This window comes from Bradyrhizobium sp. 160 (assembly GCF_023073735.1).
Taxonomy (GTDB): domain Bacteria; phylum Pseudomonadota; class Alphaproteobacteria; order Rhizobiales; family Xanthobacteraceae; genus Bradyrhizobium.
Map to the genome: position 1 here is coordinate 326711 of NZ_JADPKD010000013.1, position 16864 is coordinate 343574.

Here is a 16864-nt window from a genome sequence, read left to right on the forward strand (position 1 = left end):
GTTCGATCGGCCCCAGTCCCGAAAAGTCGCTCGATTCAACGGGAAGGCGACTGTACGACGCTAAAGCGGTCTTTGTTAGGGAAGAACTCCGCCGCGGGACTCTGCCAGTTCGGAGATCTCGGGATAGCAGATCGGCGGACCCATTTCGCCCCTCAGTCCTGCAAATGTACCGTGGAGGCCCGCGATGCAGTTCTGCCATGCTCCCTTAACAAAATACCTGACAGCATACAGAACCATGACCACGGCGCAGAACGGCAATGCCATAGGGAAATGCTTACGCACGAAGCGAACGGCGTTGCGGTGCTGAAGATACACGGAGAATCGTGGCACTGCGGAAATATCCCTAGCAGATCCGGTCGTCGTCCCACGCTTGTGCCGAACTATGGACGCAGCCGCATAGCCCAAACCACACGGTTTGGCGCGGATCCCCCAGTCTAGGTCCTCGGAGAAGAGGAAATAGCTTTCGTCCATAGGACCGATTTTCTCAATACAATCGCGCGTCACATACATGGATGCGCCTGAGGGACAGTCCATGGCGGCTTCAATTGCGCGCACGTCGTGAGGCGAATTCAACTGTTCACCGCGGCCGATCGCAACTGGTCTCGTAAGCCATTTTTGCCAATGGAGTCCGCCCCGGCAGCGTACGGTCGCCGTTCCGTCGACATCTACGATCGTACTGCCCACCATCCCCTTGTTGCCACTCGCAGCTCGCTCGACCAAGGCAGCGAGGGCTCCTGTTTCCGGCAGGGTGTCAGGGTTTAAGACCCAGATTCCGTTCCATCCGGAAACATCCTGCAATCGATCGAGCCAGAGGTTGATGCCGCCTGCGTATCCGAGATTTCCGGCCGCACATGCAACCCACACATTGGAAGGGCTTGTCCGCAATCTCAATCGCTGAACCTCCGAACATCGACCCAGGCCGACGTCGGCCTGAACATCGACCCTGGTGGCGTCGGTGCATGGGCCCTCGGTGTCGCAGAGCCGCTCAACCAGCCGATGGAACGCGCTCCTCCCGCCATTCTCGCAAATAAATACGTTAAACTCCGGATGTCCCGTCGCGCCCGACAGAGCCACGAGACAATCTCTAATGTCCTCGGCATTGCGAAATCCAACGATAAGGATCGCAACGTCGGCCATCGAATCAAGGATCACGGCTTTTTCCATCTCCTGGTTAATTTATCCCGATGACCAAAAGCACGGGTCGTGCGCGACGCCATAATGCGCAACCCTCTGCTCGAGCTGGCGGCCTTCCATTTGAGACGCCGGAGAGGGTTCGATTCCGACCAATTCTCTGCCAACCCGGCCACAGGGCAGACGACACACGACGGAGGCGACTCTCGACTCTAAGGACCGGGTTAACAAAGGGCTCGACCAGCGCCGATCTAAGCGACGCGCGCATTATATCATGGTTGATCAATTTATAAAGTTCAGGCAAATTACCAAGCATAATTAAATCGACAAATTGCGCCGCCGCGGCCCAATCGTCGACGTCTGCGAGAGGTTATGTAGCAGTGGCAAACCATAAAATGGCGGTTGGTAGAGCCGATGAATTCAATGGTTACGAGAAAGCAGCAGCAAGCTGTTATCGTCTCGCAAGATTCTCCATTTTTCTGGATTTACTTGCATCGATTCCGGCAATGGCCCGCCCCTTGCGCATTCTCGACGTCGGCGGTGTCGAAGCATATTGGCACGATAAGCGACGATTGATCTCCCGGCCAGTGGAAATAACACTGATTAATCTGGACGGTGAGGGACTTGCAAAGCCGGGGCTTATGTTTCTCAAGGGCAATGCCTGCCACATGCCCGAACTCGCCGACAATAGCTTCGATGTGATCCATTCGAATTCTGTCATCGAACATGTAGGCCAGTGGTCGAGCATGATGTCGATGGCGAATGAGATTCGTCGCATAGCTCCAAGCTATTTCGTTCAAACGCCCTATTACTGGTTTCCAATCGAACCCCATGCGAGAACGCCGCTTCTGCACTGGCTTCCCGAGTCCCTGAAGTTCCGGCTGGTCATGTCTCGAAAATGCGGGCCGTACTGGTCCAAAGCCGAGACCGTCGACGACGCGATGAGAACGATTCAGAGTTCAACATTGCTCGATCGATCCATGTTCTCGGCACTGTTCCCCGACGCAACCATCGTTCCGGAGAAGGTCTTCGGCTTGACCAAGTCGCTCATGGCCGTCCGCAACAAATATGCAGCTGCGCCGAAGACATAAACTGGTGTTGGCTCAGGGGACGCAGTCGAGGACTTGCGGCAGGCGGTGCCGATTGGTCTAGGGTAAAGGCCACCGCGACGCGTCAGTGGGCGGTCTCCTCCGAAACTCTTTCGAGCCAAGCCTCACGCCACCACGAATATATGCTTCGTGGGCAAAACATTCGGTTGTGACTATAGCGCGATTGACAACACACCCCCTCTAGCAGCACAGCCGGAGTTTTCATTCTTCTCATTTTTCCGGTGCTTTCGTCGATGAAATTATTCACTCTCGCTTTGACGCGATAAGTTCCTCCGCAAAACGGCACCAGCTCCGCATCGAAGGCCATTCCTCGATTTTGGCCTGCCGTGTCGAGCGAGGCGAGAATCTCATCGTACGACTTCACCCGAACCAGTTCTCCGGGTTGGAGGTTCAACTCACATGTAGGAGTAGGTTTTCCGAGCGGTATCTTGCCACGTCTTCGCGGGAATGGAAATCCGTTCCTGATCGCTTGAAAGCGATCGTACAGCCAACGGCCGGGAATCCCAAGCCTGCCGCGAAAGGCCAACGAACCGAAGAAGTATCCCACGTAGATAAAACCGCAAAATATGCGGCCCAAAGTAGCATTGCCGGACGTATAATCCTCAACGTACTGCCTAACGTCCCACCACGGTAGGGGCGTAGTGTATTCGAGCAGTCGGGTTGCCTGGCAAATGTATATCGGCTCGCCATCGGCTCCACGGATGTGTGTTGCTTTGCCGACGTCTTCCTCTGTGCAAACGACCGGAGCGATCTTGCCGCCATGCGGCGCTCCGCACTCTGGCGACGATATCGTCGAAGTAGACGCTTCCGCGACAGGCTTGAGCCAAGCTTCCTTCCAGAAGAGCAAGCACGACGCTTGGCAGCCACCGTGTGCCTTGCCATCGCAGCGGAGATCCAGGTGAATCCCATCCGCAAGTTTTCTTCCAAGCGATTTTCCCGAGACGGTATCACAGGTCTTGTGCGCCCGTTTGTAGACGCGAAAGCGCTGGCCACAGTACTGGAACATCTGCGGCATAAATGGCAACCCATCCAACCGACCGGCTTTATCCAGCGTACTTAGGATTTCGTCCTTAGTTCTTACTTCCATCCAATCGCCTGATCGTATGCTCATGCTCGCCAGTTCCTCGAACAAAAATCCAGGTCACCCAACTGAAGCCGTGCGGTCCGGCAATTCAGGCAATCGCGGCTTCCTCAGCGCCGTAAGGAGATCCAGATAGAACGCCCTTTGGCCCATTATGAGCAGCAGCATCGAGTAGTAGACCCCAAGCATGATGCCACCCTCAATCATCAATCTAACATAAGGCGGCCCCCACTCTCCGAACTCTAGCTGGACACCAAACGCAACCAGAGCAGCCACGACACCTGAGAGAAACGGGCCCCTCACCGCCAGGAACAGGTCCGACAGCGAAATCGCCGTTCCGTGCAGACACCAGGCAATATGGGGAAGCACCCACAGCGTCATCGCAGTAGAATAGGCAATTGCAACGCCCTTCGGTCCATACGGCAGCCCGATGAGATAGGCCGAAATAACCAGCGGAGCGATGACGCAAGCTATCGTCAGGCTTCGTCTTGTGAGACCGACAGAAAAGAGAAGCCATGCCAGGGGATTGATCATCCCGAACACCAGGACCGTTGGTGCCAGCAGGCGGAAGATGATTGCTGCCTCGATCCATTTTGGTCCAAGAACGACCAGAACGATGTCTTTGCTGAACATGGCACAGAAAATCGTCGTGGGCATTGTCAACGAGACAACCAGCGAATAGCCCTTCAAAAAGTAATTCCTCAAACGGACGGGATCGTGCTGGAGCCGCGACAATGCCGAGAACGCGACGCCGCCCACCGCAGAATTGAAGTTGGATGTGGGAATCGTGACAAGTTGATATGCTCTTCCATAAATTCCCAGGGCGTCCGCGCCCCAAAACCGACCGATGACTACCTTGTCGAAATTGTAGGCGACATAAACGATCAGGCCATTTAGCGTAATTGTCCCGCCAAATCGCAGCATTGGAAAGGTTGCTCTTCCCCAACGTGGGGCACTCGGTATCCAAGCCGTCGCCAGCCACATGCAGACAGTATTCATCGCAGGCGAGACGATCGCCGCCGCGACCAGCGCCCAGTAGCCGAAGCCGGCTACCGCCATCCAAAGCGCAACGCCGATACCTACAATCTGCGACACCAAATCAATTATCGTCAACGCTACATAGCGCAACTGGCGTTCAAGAAGCGCGGAGTGCTGTACACCCGCCCCGTTGAGAACGAACCCGAAGCCGATGGCGATCGTCACCCAGAAAAGCCGAGGTTGATGATAAAGAGCAACGAGGGCGGGCGCGCTGGCCGCGGTCATGAGGGCAAGCAGTAGCCCCACCCCAAGATTGATCCAAAATAGCGTCGAGATCTGCTCATTGGTTATCGTTGCCTGCTGAACGGTGGCCGACGAGAGACCCGCAGTGCTGAAGAGGCCATATATTCCCGTAACGACGGTCGCCATCGCGATCAACCCAAAGTCCTCCGGATCCAGCAAGCGGGCTAGAATCGCTAGGGAGCCGATTCGAAGGGCGAAATTTGCGGCCTGACCACAAAGCTTTGCAAAGCCGCCGCGAACCGCCCTCGCCTTCAGATCATCCATAGATCGCTCCAAAACGAGCCCCTACAGCAAGCCACATGGCGAACCTCTTCAACCTAGGGCGAGCTTACGCGCAAGAAATGCCTCGGCGTACCTTTCTGGAGCCCGACATTCCATGCCCCGGATCCGTGCCAATCCGCGGAAGGTTTCAGGATCGAACCATTGCTTGGAGCGCTGGCTTCCAAAATGCGACATCAGGAGGTCGATCTTGCGCTGCAATGCTCGAGCTGAAACGGGCGCATACAAATTTGGTCGACCGACGTCCCCGTCCCACTTGGGAATCTCATATTCTAGAATCAAATTATCTCTGAATGTATTCCAAGTTAAACGTGACACCTGACGATGATCCTGATGGGCATCGTCTCCGCGGTGCGTCAGGATCAGATCCGGCTCAACTCGTCGCTTCAACGACTCAAACCACTTCTTGATCTCGTCACCCTGCTCTGGAAAGAAGCCGTCTCGAAAGGACATTGCTTCAATTTGAGAACGGGCTGCGTCGGACACGAATTCAGCCGCAGACGCCCTCGCCTCACTCTCACGTTCACCTGCCGCGCTAAGTACACACCAATGCACGTCAAGCCGAACGCCACGCGCCGTCAAGTTCAGAATCGTCGCACCGGCACCTATTTCGATGTCATCCGAGTGCGCACCGAGACAAAGGATCGAGAGACGCTCTCCGGGCGCGGCAAGCTGAAACCCCTTCATGAAGCAGCCTGTGTGCGCACTTCCGGAACAACCTTCCAGGGCATTTCGCCCCGCTCAATCATCTCCTCGAGAACCTGCCGGTCTCGCAGCGTATCCATCGCGCGCCAAAAACCTTCGTACTTGTAGGCCATGAGTTTTCCGGCCTCGATCAGGCGATTGAATGGCTCGAGCACAAGCTCTTCGCCCTCGCGTATGTAGTCGAAGATCTCTCTCCGGAAGATGAAGTAGCCCCCATTGATCCAGATCTCGGCCTGCTGACTGGAGCGGAAACGCTTGACGGTGTCTCCGCCGTTGAATTCAGCAAGGTGAAAATTGAACGGGGGATGCACGGCAACAAAGCATCCAACCATTTCACTCTTCTTGAACCGCTCGACTATTTCCGGCAACGGCGCGTCGGTCAGACCATCGCTGTAGTTTGCGAGAAAGACCTCCTCGTTCTCTACGAGGGAGCGCACCGCCATCAAGCGCTGACCGATATTTCGCCAAATGCCGGTGTCAACTAACGAAACCTGCCAATCCGGTGGCTGCTCGCCGATGACCTCAACCTTCCTGCCGAAGTTGGAAACAACGCAATCGCTGTGGGCCCAGCGATCCGAGTTCAAGAAGTACTCCTTGATCACATTGGCTTTATAACCCAGGCACAATATGAAATCGCGGTGACCATATTGGCTGTAGTATTGCATAACATGCCACAGCATCGGGTGTTGGCCGACGGGCACCATGGGCTTCGGAATGCTTTCGGAATATTCTCGGATACGGGTCCCGAGCCCCCCACAGAACAGCACAACTTTCATGGCTAGCGCTTCCCATGTTTTTGCCGGCCGTTTCGGTCGCCACAGATCGTCAAGAGCGGGTCCTACAGGCCTCGATTTAAATAACATAAAATCCACTATTGAATGTCGCATTTTATATTGCAAACTGAATTAATCAATATTTTTTGAAAACTATTTTGAGATTCCGTCCTTAAGCATTATCATCGTTGACATTTCGATGCGCTTGAATGCCGGCGCGGGCAGTTATGGAGGAATTGGGGTGATTATAACCGAAACCGAACTTAAAGGAGCCTACATTATCGATATTGAACGCCGCGAAGATTCCCGCGGCTTTTTTGGGCGAGCCTTTTGCCAGAGGGAGTTTAGGACCCTCGGCCTCAATCCGGTCATCGCGCAGGCCAACATCGCGTCAAATACCCGGCGGGGAACCTTGCGCGGTATGCACTTTCAGTTTCCGCCGGCATCGGAAACGAAACTGGTTCGTTGCACACGTGGCGCCATCCTCGACATTATAGTCGACCTGCGCCCTGAAAGCCCGACCTACCTGCAACATGTCGCCATCGAACTGAACGAGAGCAGCCATCGGTCGCTCTATGTGCCGGAACGTTTTGCTCACGGTTATCAGACTCTCGTCGACAACACCGATACCAGTTACCAGGTGGGACAGTTCTATACCCCCGAGGCGGAGAGCGGGCTGATGTATAACGATCCTCGGCTCGGACTGACGTGGCCGCTTCCGGTTTCCGTGATCTCGGAGAAGGATCAGAACTTTCGGTTGCTTAACGAGGTCGAATCCGAACTGAAAGAGCGGATGGAACTCGCCGGCGTCGCGGGTTGACGCCGAAAGAACGTTGCTCGCAGCGTTGACCGATCCCTCCAGTTGAAAGAATCTACGATGATACTCATCGATCACGCCCTAAAAGCCCGTCATGCGGCGGGAAAGCCAATCCGCGTCGGCCTTCTCGGCGCAGGCTTCATGGTTCAGGGGATTGCCAATCAGATAACCAACAGTGTTCCTGGAATGAGGGTGGTTGCCATATACAGCCGAAAGCCTCAGCGTGGCCGTGACGTATTCAACTATTCCGGCCTAGCCGACGTGGTTTACGCGGACAGCCAAGGGCAGCTGGACAGAGCCGTTGCCGCTGGCGTTCCGGCGGTCACCGAGGACGCGTTCCTCCTCGCCAGATCGGACCTGGTCGACGTGATCGTCGACGTAACCGGATCGGTTGAATTCGGGGCCCACGTCGCGCTGGAAGCCTTCAAGCATCAAAAGACCATGGTTCTCATGAACGCGGAGATCGACGCGACTATCGGGCCGATCTTGCAGGTCTATGCAAAGATGTATGGGGGCACCCTGTCCGCATGCGATGGCGACGAACCGGGGGTGCAAATGAACCTGGTCCGATGGGTCAAGGGGCTCGGCTTGATCCCGCGCGTCGTCGGCAACATCAAGGGACTTCAGGATCCGTATCGCACCCCCACCACGCAGAAGGGATTTGCCGAGCAATGGGGACAGAACCCAGCCATGGTCACCAGCTTCGCCGACGGATCCAAGATCAGCTTCGAGCAAACGATCGTGGCCAATGCGACTGGCTTCAAGGTCAGATCACGCGGCATGTCGCGCGGACTGGAATATCGCGGCGACGTCATGAAGATAGGCACCCTCTACGACATAGACGAAATCCGCGCCCTGGGCGGAATCATCGACTATGTCGTCGGCACACCTCTGACCAAGGTCTACGTGCTAGCCGAGCACACCGATCCAAAACAACAGAAGTATTTGAGCTTGTACAAAATGGGTGAAGGCCCCTTGTACTCGTTCTTCACACCATATCACCTCGTTCATTTCGAAGTACCGAACTCGATTGCTCGTGCGTTTCTTTTCAAAGATTTGATCGCCCCTCCCATCGCCGGTCCGGTTGTCGAGGTCTGTGCCGTCGCTAAGCGTGATTTGGCGGCGGGCGAGGTCCTCGACGACTATGGGATGTACATGACCTATGGCGAAGCCGTGAACTCCGAGGAAATGAGCCAAATGCAATACCTTCCCGAAGGTCTCGTTGAGGGCTGCAAGTTGCGGCACGCAGTCAAAAAGGATGAAGTGCTGACCTATGCGGATGTTGATCTGCCGCCCGGTCGCCTGGCCGACAAGCTGCGCGCAGAACAATACAAACATTTCAATGGACACACTTGGCTTGAGCAACGGATTACCCCGGATGCTTCATTTGCTCTCACGGCGTGAAAGGGCTGGAAGATGACCACGTTTGCCGAGCCATTGACGCAGGCGTGCGAATGCGTCGCGAGGAGTCCGCTCGCCCGCCTTACTCGTGATCCTGAGCGGATCTTCGCTGAATATTCATTGGGAAGCCACACCCGACGTTATCGGCGGCTGCATCCAAGCCGCGGCACGTCTTCCCACATTTATCCCCGGCAGTTCAATGTATCGATACGTGAGTTCTGAAACGATTATCGTGGCGGGTATGCTCAGGAACGAAAGCAGCAACATTCCAGGAGCAGCTCCAGAGTAACTGAAGACGGACCAAACGATCGCTGAAATGACAGGGTAGTGACACAAAAATATCGAGTAGGAGCGCGAACCAAAATACTGCGCCGCGGGATTCGTCAGCGCCCAAGAGTATATATTGGCAGCAAGTCCCGGCCGTTCGTGGCACTTCTGCGGAAGACCAAAAAATACAATAAACCAGATCAGGAACGGTCGCAGTTCACTGCGCAGCGGAAAAAGGACGATTGCCAAAGCCACTGCCGGGACCAGCCAATTATGACCTTCCACATACGGGTAGGTCAACCGGCTCACAATTCCCACCACGAAGTAGCTAGCTGCGAGCGGCAGCGCTCCGGGCTGAACAGTGCCGACGAAGCTCTTGAACCACAATTCACAAATTGCAATTGTAATCGCGAGTACTGGGATGAATATTTCATTTCGGATGATGCAGATTATCAGCGGTGCAACAAGATAGAATTGGAACTCCAGCGAAATGCTCCAGGCTGGCATGTTGAATGCGTACTCCGAGTACGGCAACGCTGCATTCGAAATGGCACCGTGCAGCATCGTGACATGCGCGAGAAGGTGTGACCAGAAGTACTTATGATTGCTTGCGGCGACACCATTCGCAACCTTTGCGAATTCGGAATCGTTAAAGCCAGGAGAGGTTAGCGAAATGGCAAGCAGATCGTTGGTAAAAAAGCCAACAATGCAGGTGGCGGCGAACAACGGAAACAATCGTGCGAAACGCTGGGCGAGATAGACAGGATATGCCTCCGATTTTTCAACAATGACGTGCGTGATTACGAAGCCGCTGACTATAAGGAAAACGAGGACAGCGGGTAGGCCTAGTGATCTGAGCTGTGCCGCCAACGTTCCCTCATTGAAGCCCGAACAGTATGCGAGGTGCGCCAAGACCACGATCCACGCCAGCCAGCCTCGCAATCCCTCGATTGCCTGAAATCTCTTCAACGGTGCTCGCCTTCTCTATTGGGTGGACGTGGAGAAACTGGCGCGGCTGTCTCTAGCAGCGGTTCGGAAGATGTTATTTTCGTTTGTCGGATGTATGTTTTCCCAGGCTATGATCTACATAACGTGACTGACATCGCGACACCTCCCCGAACGTCACGTCGCTCTTCGTCCCATGGTTCTTGCGACATTCGGCCGCGCGTCCCCTCAGGCCATTCCAACCGTCGGCGACTCTTCGAGGGAGCGCGACCTGGCAGTGCACTATCTGTGTCGTGTCAGGCCCACTCTGACGAATGAGCTTGACGCTTCCTCGGCGATCTCCAGCTCGTCGAGCTTTGCCGCACCGATCAGCTGGAATCATGACGCGGCTTGAAGCTGCAGTTTCGAGTGGCGCAAATCGCTATTAAGAATTCCCTCCGCAAGCAGTTTCCGAATGTGGCTGATCCGCTGATATCGCGGCCCTTCGAATTCTTCCAACGTCAAGTTTGACGAACGATAGACCCTGTAGAGCTGCTCGGCGCCCATCCGAGCGTCCCAGCGCGGCTGGAACCCTGGCAGCTTACAGCGGATCTTCTCGAAGCTCACTCGGTAGGATCGCTCATCTGGACTCGCATCCTCGGCGAACTCCACCGTAGAATTCGGCACCACACTCGCGACGATCTCGGCTAGATCCCGAATTCGATAATTGTGAGCAGTCTGACCGACATTGAATGCCTCATTGAAGACGGATTCGGCAGGTGCCTCCAATGCGGCGATGAAAGCTCTAGAAATATCCTCGATGTGGACGATTGGCCGCCAGGGCGAGCCATCCGATTTCAGATGAATTCTTCCTGTTGTAAACGCCCATGCAACAAGGTTATTCAGGACAATATCGAAGCGCAGCCGCGGTGAGACTCCGTACGCTGTCGCTGGCCTCAGATACACCGGGCAAAACCCGTCGCCGGCCAACGTCGAAATATCACGTTCGGAGGCAACCTTGGATTCCCCGTAGGCGGTCACCGGATTGAGCGCGGCGGTCTCATCGATCATTTCTTCGCCGGCTTTTCCATAGTTGCTGCAGGACGAGGCGAACAAGAAACGACGTACGCCGGCATGTTTGGCTATCTCGGCGATGCGAACGCTTGCGCGATGATTGATCTCGTCGGTCAGCTGAGGCCTCAGATTGCCGAGCGGATCGTTGGAGAGCGCTGCTAGATGCAGCACAGCGTCGAAGCCAACGAGATCCGCGACCTCCGCGTCTCTGACGTCCTTCCAAATCGTCGGGACCTCGAGAATGCTACCGCCAGCAGCGTATGTACACCGGGAGTAGATATCGCTGTCCATTCCAGTCACCTCGTGACCGGCGCCGACCAGCATTGGCGTCAAGACCGTGCCGATATAGCCAAGATGACCCGTTACAAGAACTCGCATCGCCATTCTCCATCGCACTCAATTTCATGAACGAAACTTGCCCGGTTTCCGTGTTTCGGCCAGCGTTCTGTCAAATGGCGGCCCGCCTGGAGCACGCAAAAGTGCAATGCAGGACGGCTGCACGTACGGCTTCGGCTGTTTTGGCACAGCAAGGGACTCATGAAGCCAGAGCCTGCCGTTGGCGCGCTGTTGCAAGTCCTCGTTCGGAGCGCCACCACTTCACAAACTCCGTCAGTCCGAGTTCGAGCGGCACTGTGGCTTGGAAGCCCAGCAGCCGTTCCGCTTTGCCTGTCGACGCAACCCGCCGCGGTGTAGGATTGATCGAGTGCTCGGGCGCGATCTGCGGGAGCACGCCGTCATTGCCCGTTACGGAAGCCAAGGCCGAAGCGAGCTGCACCAAGCTTGTCTCGACACCGCTCCCCACGTTGAACACCTCGTCGCTGACCTTTGCCCTCGCAGCAAGGATTGTTGCGCGTGCTGCGTCACGGACATGCACTAAATCCAAGGTCTGCTGGTCGTGCCCAATTATTACTGGCGGTGTTCCAGCCTCCACTTCCTCCATCCAGCGGGTCAACATTTCGGCGTAGCGGCCGTGCACGTCCATTCGGCTGCCATACACGTCAAAATATCTCAAAGCGATATAGTCGAGGCCATGCATATCGTTATAGGCGCGGAGCAGGCCTTCAATGCAGACCTTCGCTGTTCCATAGACCGTACGGTTTCCATACGGATTCTGATGCTCCGTCGTCGGCACTTCCTCCACCGCGCCGTACACCGCAGCGGAAGACGCAGCGATGAACTTCTCGACGTCATACTTGACGCAAAGTTCAAGCAGGTCGAAGGTACCGTTCACCATGACCTCCATGGCAAGACGCGGCTCGGCCATGCAATGGGCGCTGCATGGTGCAGCGTGGTGAAAGATGATGTTGGCTCCCTTTACAAGAGCTTCTACCAACTTGGTGTCGCGCAAATCACCACGGACTAGTCGAACGGGGCCTCGATTAAGCGACTTCCTAAGATTCTCCGGTCGGCCGGTCGTCATGTTGTCCAGCGCGACGATCTCGACGCAGCCTTCGTCGCACAACAAATCTACGATATGCGAACCGATGAATCCGGCCCCTCCGGTAACGAGAACGCGTTTGCCCTTGAGATCCATGCTGACCGCTCTCCTGGTTCTAGGCTAATCGGCCATCTCGAGGCATTTTGTTCTGAAATACCCGGTCGCTCCGGAATATCTGGGCCTCTCGTGGAGCAACTTTTCTCACTTCGGAAGCAACAATGCCGGCTCGCTCCGGCAACAGCTCGGGATAAATGGGAAGCGATAGAAACTCACGCGCAAGCCTCTCACTTACAGGCAGATCGCCGACGCGATATCCAAGTTCTACGTAGCTCTGTTGTAAATGCACCGGAACGGCGTAATGAATGCCGACGCCGATGCCCGCGCGGCCTAGCATGGCAAGAGCCTGATCGCGATGCTGAAGTCTGAGGGCGTAGATATGATAGACATGCCGGCTGTGGCTGGGTGGCCGCGGACTCGCAAGTGCAGCAGTCGACAATGCCTGATCATATTGCGCCGCGATCGCTCGACGTGTCTCAGTCCAGGATTCGATGTGATCCATCTTTACGTTCAGTACTGCCGCCTGCAATTCGTCCATTCGATCATCGCATCTTGCGAAAACGTGATTGCGCTCGTCATCCTGAGTCCGACCGAGGAGCCACGACACACGTCGCGCGAGTTCCGGCTGATCGGTAACAACTGCTCCGGCCTCACCATGGGCTCCGAGATTCTTATCGGGATAGAAGCTGAAGCAGCCCAAGTCTCCGATCGAGCCGGCACGCCTGCTCTTGTACACAGCACCATGCGCCTGCGAAGCGTCCTCGATCACAAAGAGACCATAGCGGCGGGCAATCGACATGATCGGATCCATGTCCGCCATGAGCCCATGCAGATGGGCCGGCAGGATCGCCCTCGTTCTGTTCGTAATCGCAGCCTCGATCAAAGCAGGATTCATCGTCCACGTGACTGGATCAACGTCCACAAAGACCGGTGTTGCACCGCACCTGATGATGGCAGCGGTCGCCACGACGAAATTCATCGAGACGGTGATCACCTCATCGCCCGGCCCAACTCCAGCCGCCAGCAATGCGAGACGGAGCGCCGACGTGCCGCTGTTGACAGCGCAACAGCACGCGACATTGCAGTAGTCGGCAAACCGCTCCTCGAAAGCGGCCGCTTCGGGCCTCCATGTAGACCGCAGGTCCCGAACGGCGCGCGCGATCGCAACGTCGATTTGCGATCCGACTGTCCGAGCTTGTGCTTTCAAGTCCAAGAAGGGTATCAAATCGGTAGTCTCGCCTCTGGAGGGTTCGGCAGCTTCACGTTCGCGCAGGCATATCTTGCCATATACCCCGAGTATCGATGACGTCGAGATGACGGCGTTCGGCTAGTGGAACCATCTTGAATTCGTCGTGGTCGACCAGGAGAAGGGCGATCTCACACGTGCGCAATGCTTGGTCGATGCTCAAGAATCCCAGCCGATAGTCAGCAAGTTCGGGCGGTAAGTGCCGCAGATTCGGTTCCACAAACTTGATGCGCTCCCCGTACTTCTTCGCGAGGTGTATTGCGATTTCCATCGCCGGGCTTTCGCGCAAATCATCGACATTTGCCTTGAACGTCAGCCCGCAGCAAGCCACGTTTGCATATGGATGATCGTCGATCAGAGCCTCGGCTCGCTCGATAATGCTTTCCGTCTTGGCAATGTTGACCTCGCGGCTCGCCCGCATGAGGCGCGCGAGGTCCGGCGCCGAGTCGATGATGAACCAGGGATCGACCGCAATGCAATGACCACCCACACCTGGTCCCGGTCGCAGCACAGTCACGCGCGGATGACGGTTGGCAATATCGATAACCTCCCAAACGTTGATGTCGAACCTATCGCAGATCAATGAGAGCTCATTGGCGAATGCAATGTTCGTGTCGCGGAACGCGTTCTCCGTGAGTTTGACCAACTCGGCCGCGCGCGCGGTGGTCGCGACGCAGGCCCCCCGAACGAACATTTTATAGAAGCGCTGAGCCCGGCGAGTGCAGGCAGGGGTCACTCCCCCAATGCATCGGTCATTGTTGATCAGCTCACTCAAGATCCTCCCGGGCAATACGCGCTCCGGACAATAAGCGACGTAGATTGCACCATCCTCATGACCGTTGACACCAACTCTCAGGTCGGGCCTGCGTTCGCTAATCCGCTTGGCGATTCCTTCAGTCGTTCCGATCGGCGACGTCGATTCGAGAATGACGAGATTACCCGGTCGAAGCAGATCGAGTATGGACTCGACCGCGGTATTCACGTTGGACAAATCCGGCCGATTGTTTCCGTCAATAGGTGTGGGTACTGCGATGATGAAGACGTCGGCGGCTTGCGGTTCGCTCGATGTCGTCAACGCTCCGCTCGACACCACTTTGGAAACGAGACCATCAAGATCGGGCTCCGAAATGTGAATGGATCCGGAACCAACCGTCCTGACCACATATTCCTTTGTGTCCACCCCAACCACCTGAAGGCCGCGGCTGGCTATCAGCGCGGCTGTCGGCAAGCCGATGTAGCCAAGTCCGATGACAGCAACTTTATGGAATTCAGGCATCAAGAAGCACCTTCACGATCCGCTCGCTCGCCCGCCCGTCACCAAAGGGATTATGGGAGCGAGCCATAGCCGAATAAGTCTCATCGTCGTCGAGAAGACGAAATGTTTCGTAGACGATCCTATCGTAGTTCGCGCCGACCAGTCGTGCGGTGCCGGCCTCGACGCCCTCCGGACGTTCCGTCGTTTCGCGCATGACAAGGACGGGCTTTCCGAACGTCGGCGCCTCTTCTTGCACGCCTCCTGAGTCAGTGAGAACCAAATACGAGAGCGACAGAAGGCTGACGAAATCGGTGTACTCTTGAGGAGAAATGAGTACGACACGCGGATGATCGGCGAGGCGGCTCGCGAACACGTCGCGAACGTTCGGGTTCGGGTGAACCGGAAGTACGACGGCAACGTCCTCCCTGCTCAGGATTGTCTCCAGTGCATTGACGACGTTGAAAACTCCCCCGCCGAAATTCTCTCGGCGATGGCAAGTGACTAGGATAATGCGGCGGTTGCCGTGGCGCTTCTTGATTCCGTCCCAGCGGGACGAGAGCTGCGGATCGGCCTCCACCATGGCTTTCGCGAGGATCAGCGCGTCAACGACCGTATTTCCTGTAACATGAATGCGATCCTTTGAGACGTTCTCCGCCCGCAGCGCTCTCGCAGCACGCTCGGTCGGCGCGAAATGCTGATCGGCGATCGAGCCGACAATCTTGCGGTTCACCTCCTCGGGCCAGGGTGCGAAGATATCTCCACTTCGCAGTCCCGCCTCGACATGTGAGACCGGAACGCGGTGATAGTACGACGACAGCGCACCTGCCATAGCAGTCGCAGTGTCGCCCTGGACGATCACTCTGGTGGGCTTCACCCTCTCCAGCACATCTCCGATCTGCGACAATAGCCGGCCGGTTAGACTATCGAGCGTCTGATTCACTGTCATGACGTCGAGATCGACATCCGGGACCACCTTGGCCACCTTGAGAACCTGGTCGAGCAATTCCCTGTGCTGCGCTGTCGCGCAGACCGTGAGGGCGATGTCTTTGCTCTTTTCGGCCTTGAGCCGCTTGATGACCGGAAACAGCTTAATCGCTTCCGGCCTGGTTCCTAACAGGATGAGAAAATGCTTTCGCACGTCTCACCCTCCGATCCGACCTGCCCCGGGGGGCAGCACACTGTACATGCCAGGCGCCCGTCTAACTGCCTGCCACATGAAGGCTTGCGTCAAGATTCCCGCAAATAGCGTGTTGGTCCTGGCATACCGCCACCACATCCGCCTGGGCTCCTGATAGATGCGGTACAACCATTCGAGGCCGAGCTGCTGCATGCGAGTGGGAGCTCGCCGAACCGAGCCCGCGAGAACGTCGAACCCGCCGCCCACGCCCATGATGAACGGTACGCCGAGCTCGTCGCGGTGGGCCGCAAGAAATCGTTCCTTCCGCGGCGTGGGCATGCCGATGAACAGGCAATCAGCGCCACTGGACTGAATGCCGCGGACGACCTCGTTCTCCTGCTCGCTCGAAAAATAGCCGTGCCTCAACCCAGCAAAGACAAGCGAAGGGTGCTCGTCCCGAACACGCTGCGCCGCCTGTTGCACGACGGCGGGTGAGGCTCCCAGAAAATACGGTCGGAGGCCCTCTTGGGCGCACACTTTCAGCAACTCGCTGAGTAGATCTACGCCGGTGACTCGCGACGTTGCCGGGAGACCAAACACCCGCGCTCCCCACAGGATTCCCATGCCGTCGATTCCGACAATGTCGCTGTTGGCGACATCAGCGGCAAGCACTGGATCGGAGCGCATGTTGACGAACTTCGCTACGTTGAGCGCCACATGCTGCAGACGCTGACGGTTTCGCATGGCCTTACGAGCAAGGTCGACAGTCTCTGCCATAGTCAAGATATCGATGGGGCACCCCAGAAAGTAGGCACGCATGGGTTCCTCCCCGGCCATGGTTCGCTTCGAGCGATGGACCGCCTGCAATTGAACTTAAATAATATCGAGATAATAATGATAGCGATTTTA

At 56.3% G+C, this 16864-nt stretch carries 15 protein-coding genes; 3 read left to right on the forward strand and 12 right to left on the reverse strand.

Annotation, left to right across the window (positions count from 1 at the left end; all coding sequences use genetic code 11):
• Nucleotides 1-75: 75 nt before the first annotated feature.
• On the reverse strand, nucleotides 76-1164 hold the full coding sequence (locus IVA98_RS07665; protein ID WP_247354593.1) for a glycosyltransferase family 2 protein: 1089 nt from the start codon (nucleotides 1162-1164) through the stop codon (nucleotides 76-78).
• Between the two features lie 347 nt (nucleotides 1165-1511).
• On the opposite strand from IVA98_RS07665, the gene IVA98_RS37165 reads away from it, so the two are divergent.
• Entirely contained in the window at nucleotides 1512-2222 is a 711-nt protein-coding gene (locus IVA98_RS37165) for a class I SAM-dependent methyltransferase (protein WP_247298804.1), read from the forward strand.
• A gap of 82 nt (nucleotides 2223-2304) precedes the next feature.
• On the opposite strand, the gene IVA98_RS07675 is transcribed toward IVA98_RS37165, so the two are convergent.
• Genes IVA98_RS07675 through IVA98_RS07690 form a run of 4 tightly spaced genes read right to left on the reverse strand, consistent with a single transcriptional unit; the run spans nucleotide 2305 to nucleotide 6362 of the window.
• The gene (locus tag IVA98_RS07675; protein ID WP_247354594.1) at nucleotides 2305-3351 is read right to left on the reverse strand and encodes a hypothetical protein; all 1047 of its coding nucleotides are present in this window, start codon (nucleotides 3349-3351) and stop codon (nucleotides 2305-2307) included.
• A gap of 30 nt (nucleotides 3352-3381) precedes the next feature.
• Entirely contained in the window at nucleotides 3382-4866 is a 1485-nt protein-coding gene (locus tag IVA98_RS07680; protein ID WP_247298800.1) for a lipopolysaccharide biosynthesis protein, read from the reverse strand.
• Between the two features lie 48 nt (nucleotides 4867-4914).
• On the reverse strand, nucleotides 4915-5568 hold the full coding sequence (locus IVA98_RS07685) for a PIG-L deacetylase family protein (RefSeq protein WP_247298798.1): 654 nt from the start codon (nucleotides 5566-5568) through the stop codon (nucleotides 4915-4917).
• The gene (locus tag IVA98_RS07690; protein WP_247298796.1) at nucleotides 5565-6362 is read right to left on the reverse strand and encodes a sugar phosphate nucleotidyltransferase; all 798 of its coding nucleotides are present in this window, start codon (nucleotides 6360-6362) and stop codon (nucleotides 5565-5567) included. Before IVA98_RS07690 ends, IVA98_RS07685 begins: the two co-directional genes overlap by 4 nt.
• A 196-nt stretch (nucleotides 6363-6558) precedes the next feature.
• Here IVA98_RS07690 and rfbC point away from each other — a divergent pair, with 196 nt between their 5' ends.
• Both rfbC and IVA98_RS07700 read left to right on the forward strand, forming a co-directional pair.
• A complete protein-coding gene (gene rfbC / locus IVA98_RS07695) occupies nucleotides 6559-7179 on the forward strand; it encodes a dTDP-4-dehydrorhamnose 3,5-epimerase (protein ID WP_247298794.1) in 621 nt (206 codons plus the stop codon).
• Between the two features lie 57 nt (nucleotides 7180-7236).
• A complete protein-coding gene (locus tag IVA98_RS07700) occupies nucleotides 7237-8580 on the forward strand; it encodes an NAD(P)H-dependent oxidoreductase (protein WP_247281166.1) in 1344 nt (447 codons plus the stop codon).
• A 114-nt stretch (nucleotides 8581-8694) separates the two neighbouring features.
• On the opposite strand, the gene IVA98_RS07705 is transcribed toward IVA98_RS07700, so the two are convergent.
• The 7 genes from IVA98_RS07705 to IVA98_RS07735 all read right to left on the reverse strand — a co-directional run bounded on the left by IVA98_RS07705 (nucleotide 8695) and on the right by IVA98_RS07735 (nucleotide 16774).
• Nucleotides 8695-9813 (reverse strand): acyltransferase family protein, encoded by a 1119-nt coding sequence (locus tag IVA98_RS07705; protein ID WP_247354595.1) that lies wholly within the window; start codon nucleotides 9811-9813, stop codon nucleotides 8695-8697.
• 354 nt (nucleotides 9814-10167) lie between these two features.
• On the reverse strand, nucleotides 10168-11220 hold the full coding sequence (locus tag IVA98_RS07710; protein ID WP_247298790.1) for an NAD-dependent epimerase/dehydratase family protein: 1053 nt from the start codon (nucleotides 11218-11220) through the stop codon (nucleotides 10168-10170).
• Between the two features lie 157 nt (nucleotides 11221-11377).
• Nucleotides 11378-12376, reverse strand: coding sequence for an NAD-dependent epimerase/dehydratase family protein (locus tag IVA98_RS07715; RefSeq protein ID WP_247298788.1), 999 nt, complete (start codon nucleotides 12374-12376; stop codon nucleotides 11378-11380).
• A gap of 19 nt (nucleotides 12377-12395) precedes the next feature.
• Complete coding sequence (locus IVA98_RS07720; protein ID WP_247298787.1) at nucleotides 12396-13562, reverse strand: DegT/DnrJ/EryC1/StrS family aminotransferase; 1167 nt, start codon at nucleotides 13560-13562, stop codon at nucleotides 12396-12398.
• A 34-nt stretch (nucleotides 13563-13596) separates the two neighbouring features.
• Nucleotides 13597-14859: a UDP-N-acetyl-D-mannosamine dehydrogenase gene (gene wecC, locus IVA98_RS07725; RefSeq protein ID WP_247298785.1), complete on the reverse strand. Its 1263-nt coding sequence runs from the start codon at nucleotides 14857-14859 to the stop codon at nucleotides 13597-13599.
• The gene (gene wecB, locus IVA98_RS07730) at nucleotides 14852-15976 is read right to left on the reverse strand and encodes a non-hydrolyzing UDP-N-acetylglucosamine 2-epimerase (protein ID WP_247298783.1); all 1125 of its coding nucleotides are present in this window, start codon (nucleotides 15974-15976) and stop codon (nucleotides 14852-14854) included. Before wecB ends, wecC begins: the two co-directional genes overlap by 8 nt.
• Nucleotides 15977-15979: 3 nt before the next feature.
• The gene (locus tag IVA98_RS07735; RefSeq protein WP_247298781.1) at nucleotides 15980-16774 is read right to left on the reverse strand and encodes a WecB/TagA/CpsF family glycosyltransferase; all 795 of its coding nucleotides are present in this window, start codon (nucleotides 16772-16774) and stop codon (nucleotides 15980-15982) included.
• Nucleotides 16775-16864: the final 90 nt, after the last annotated feature.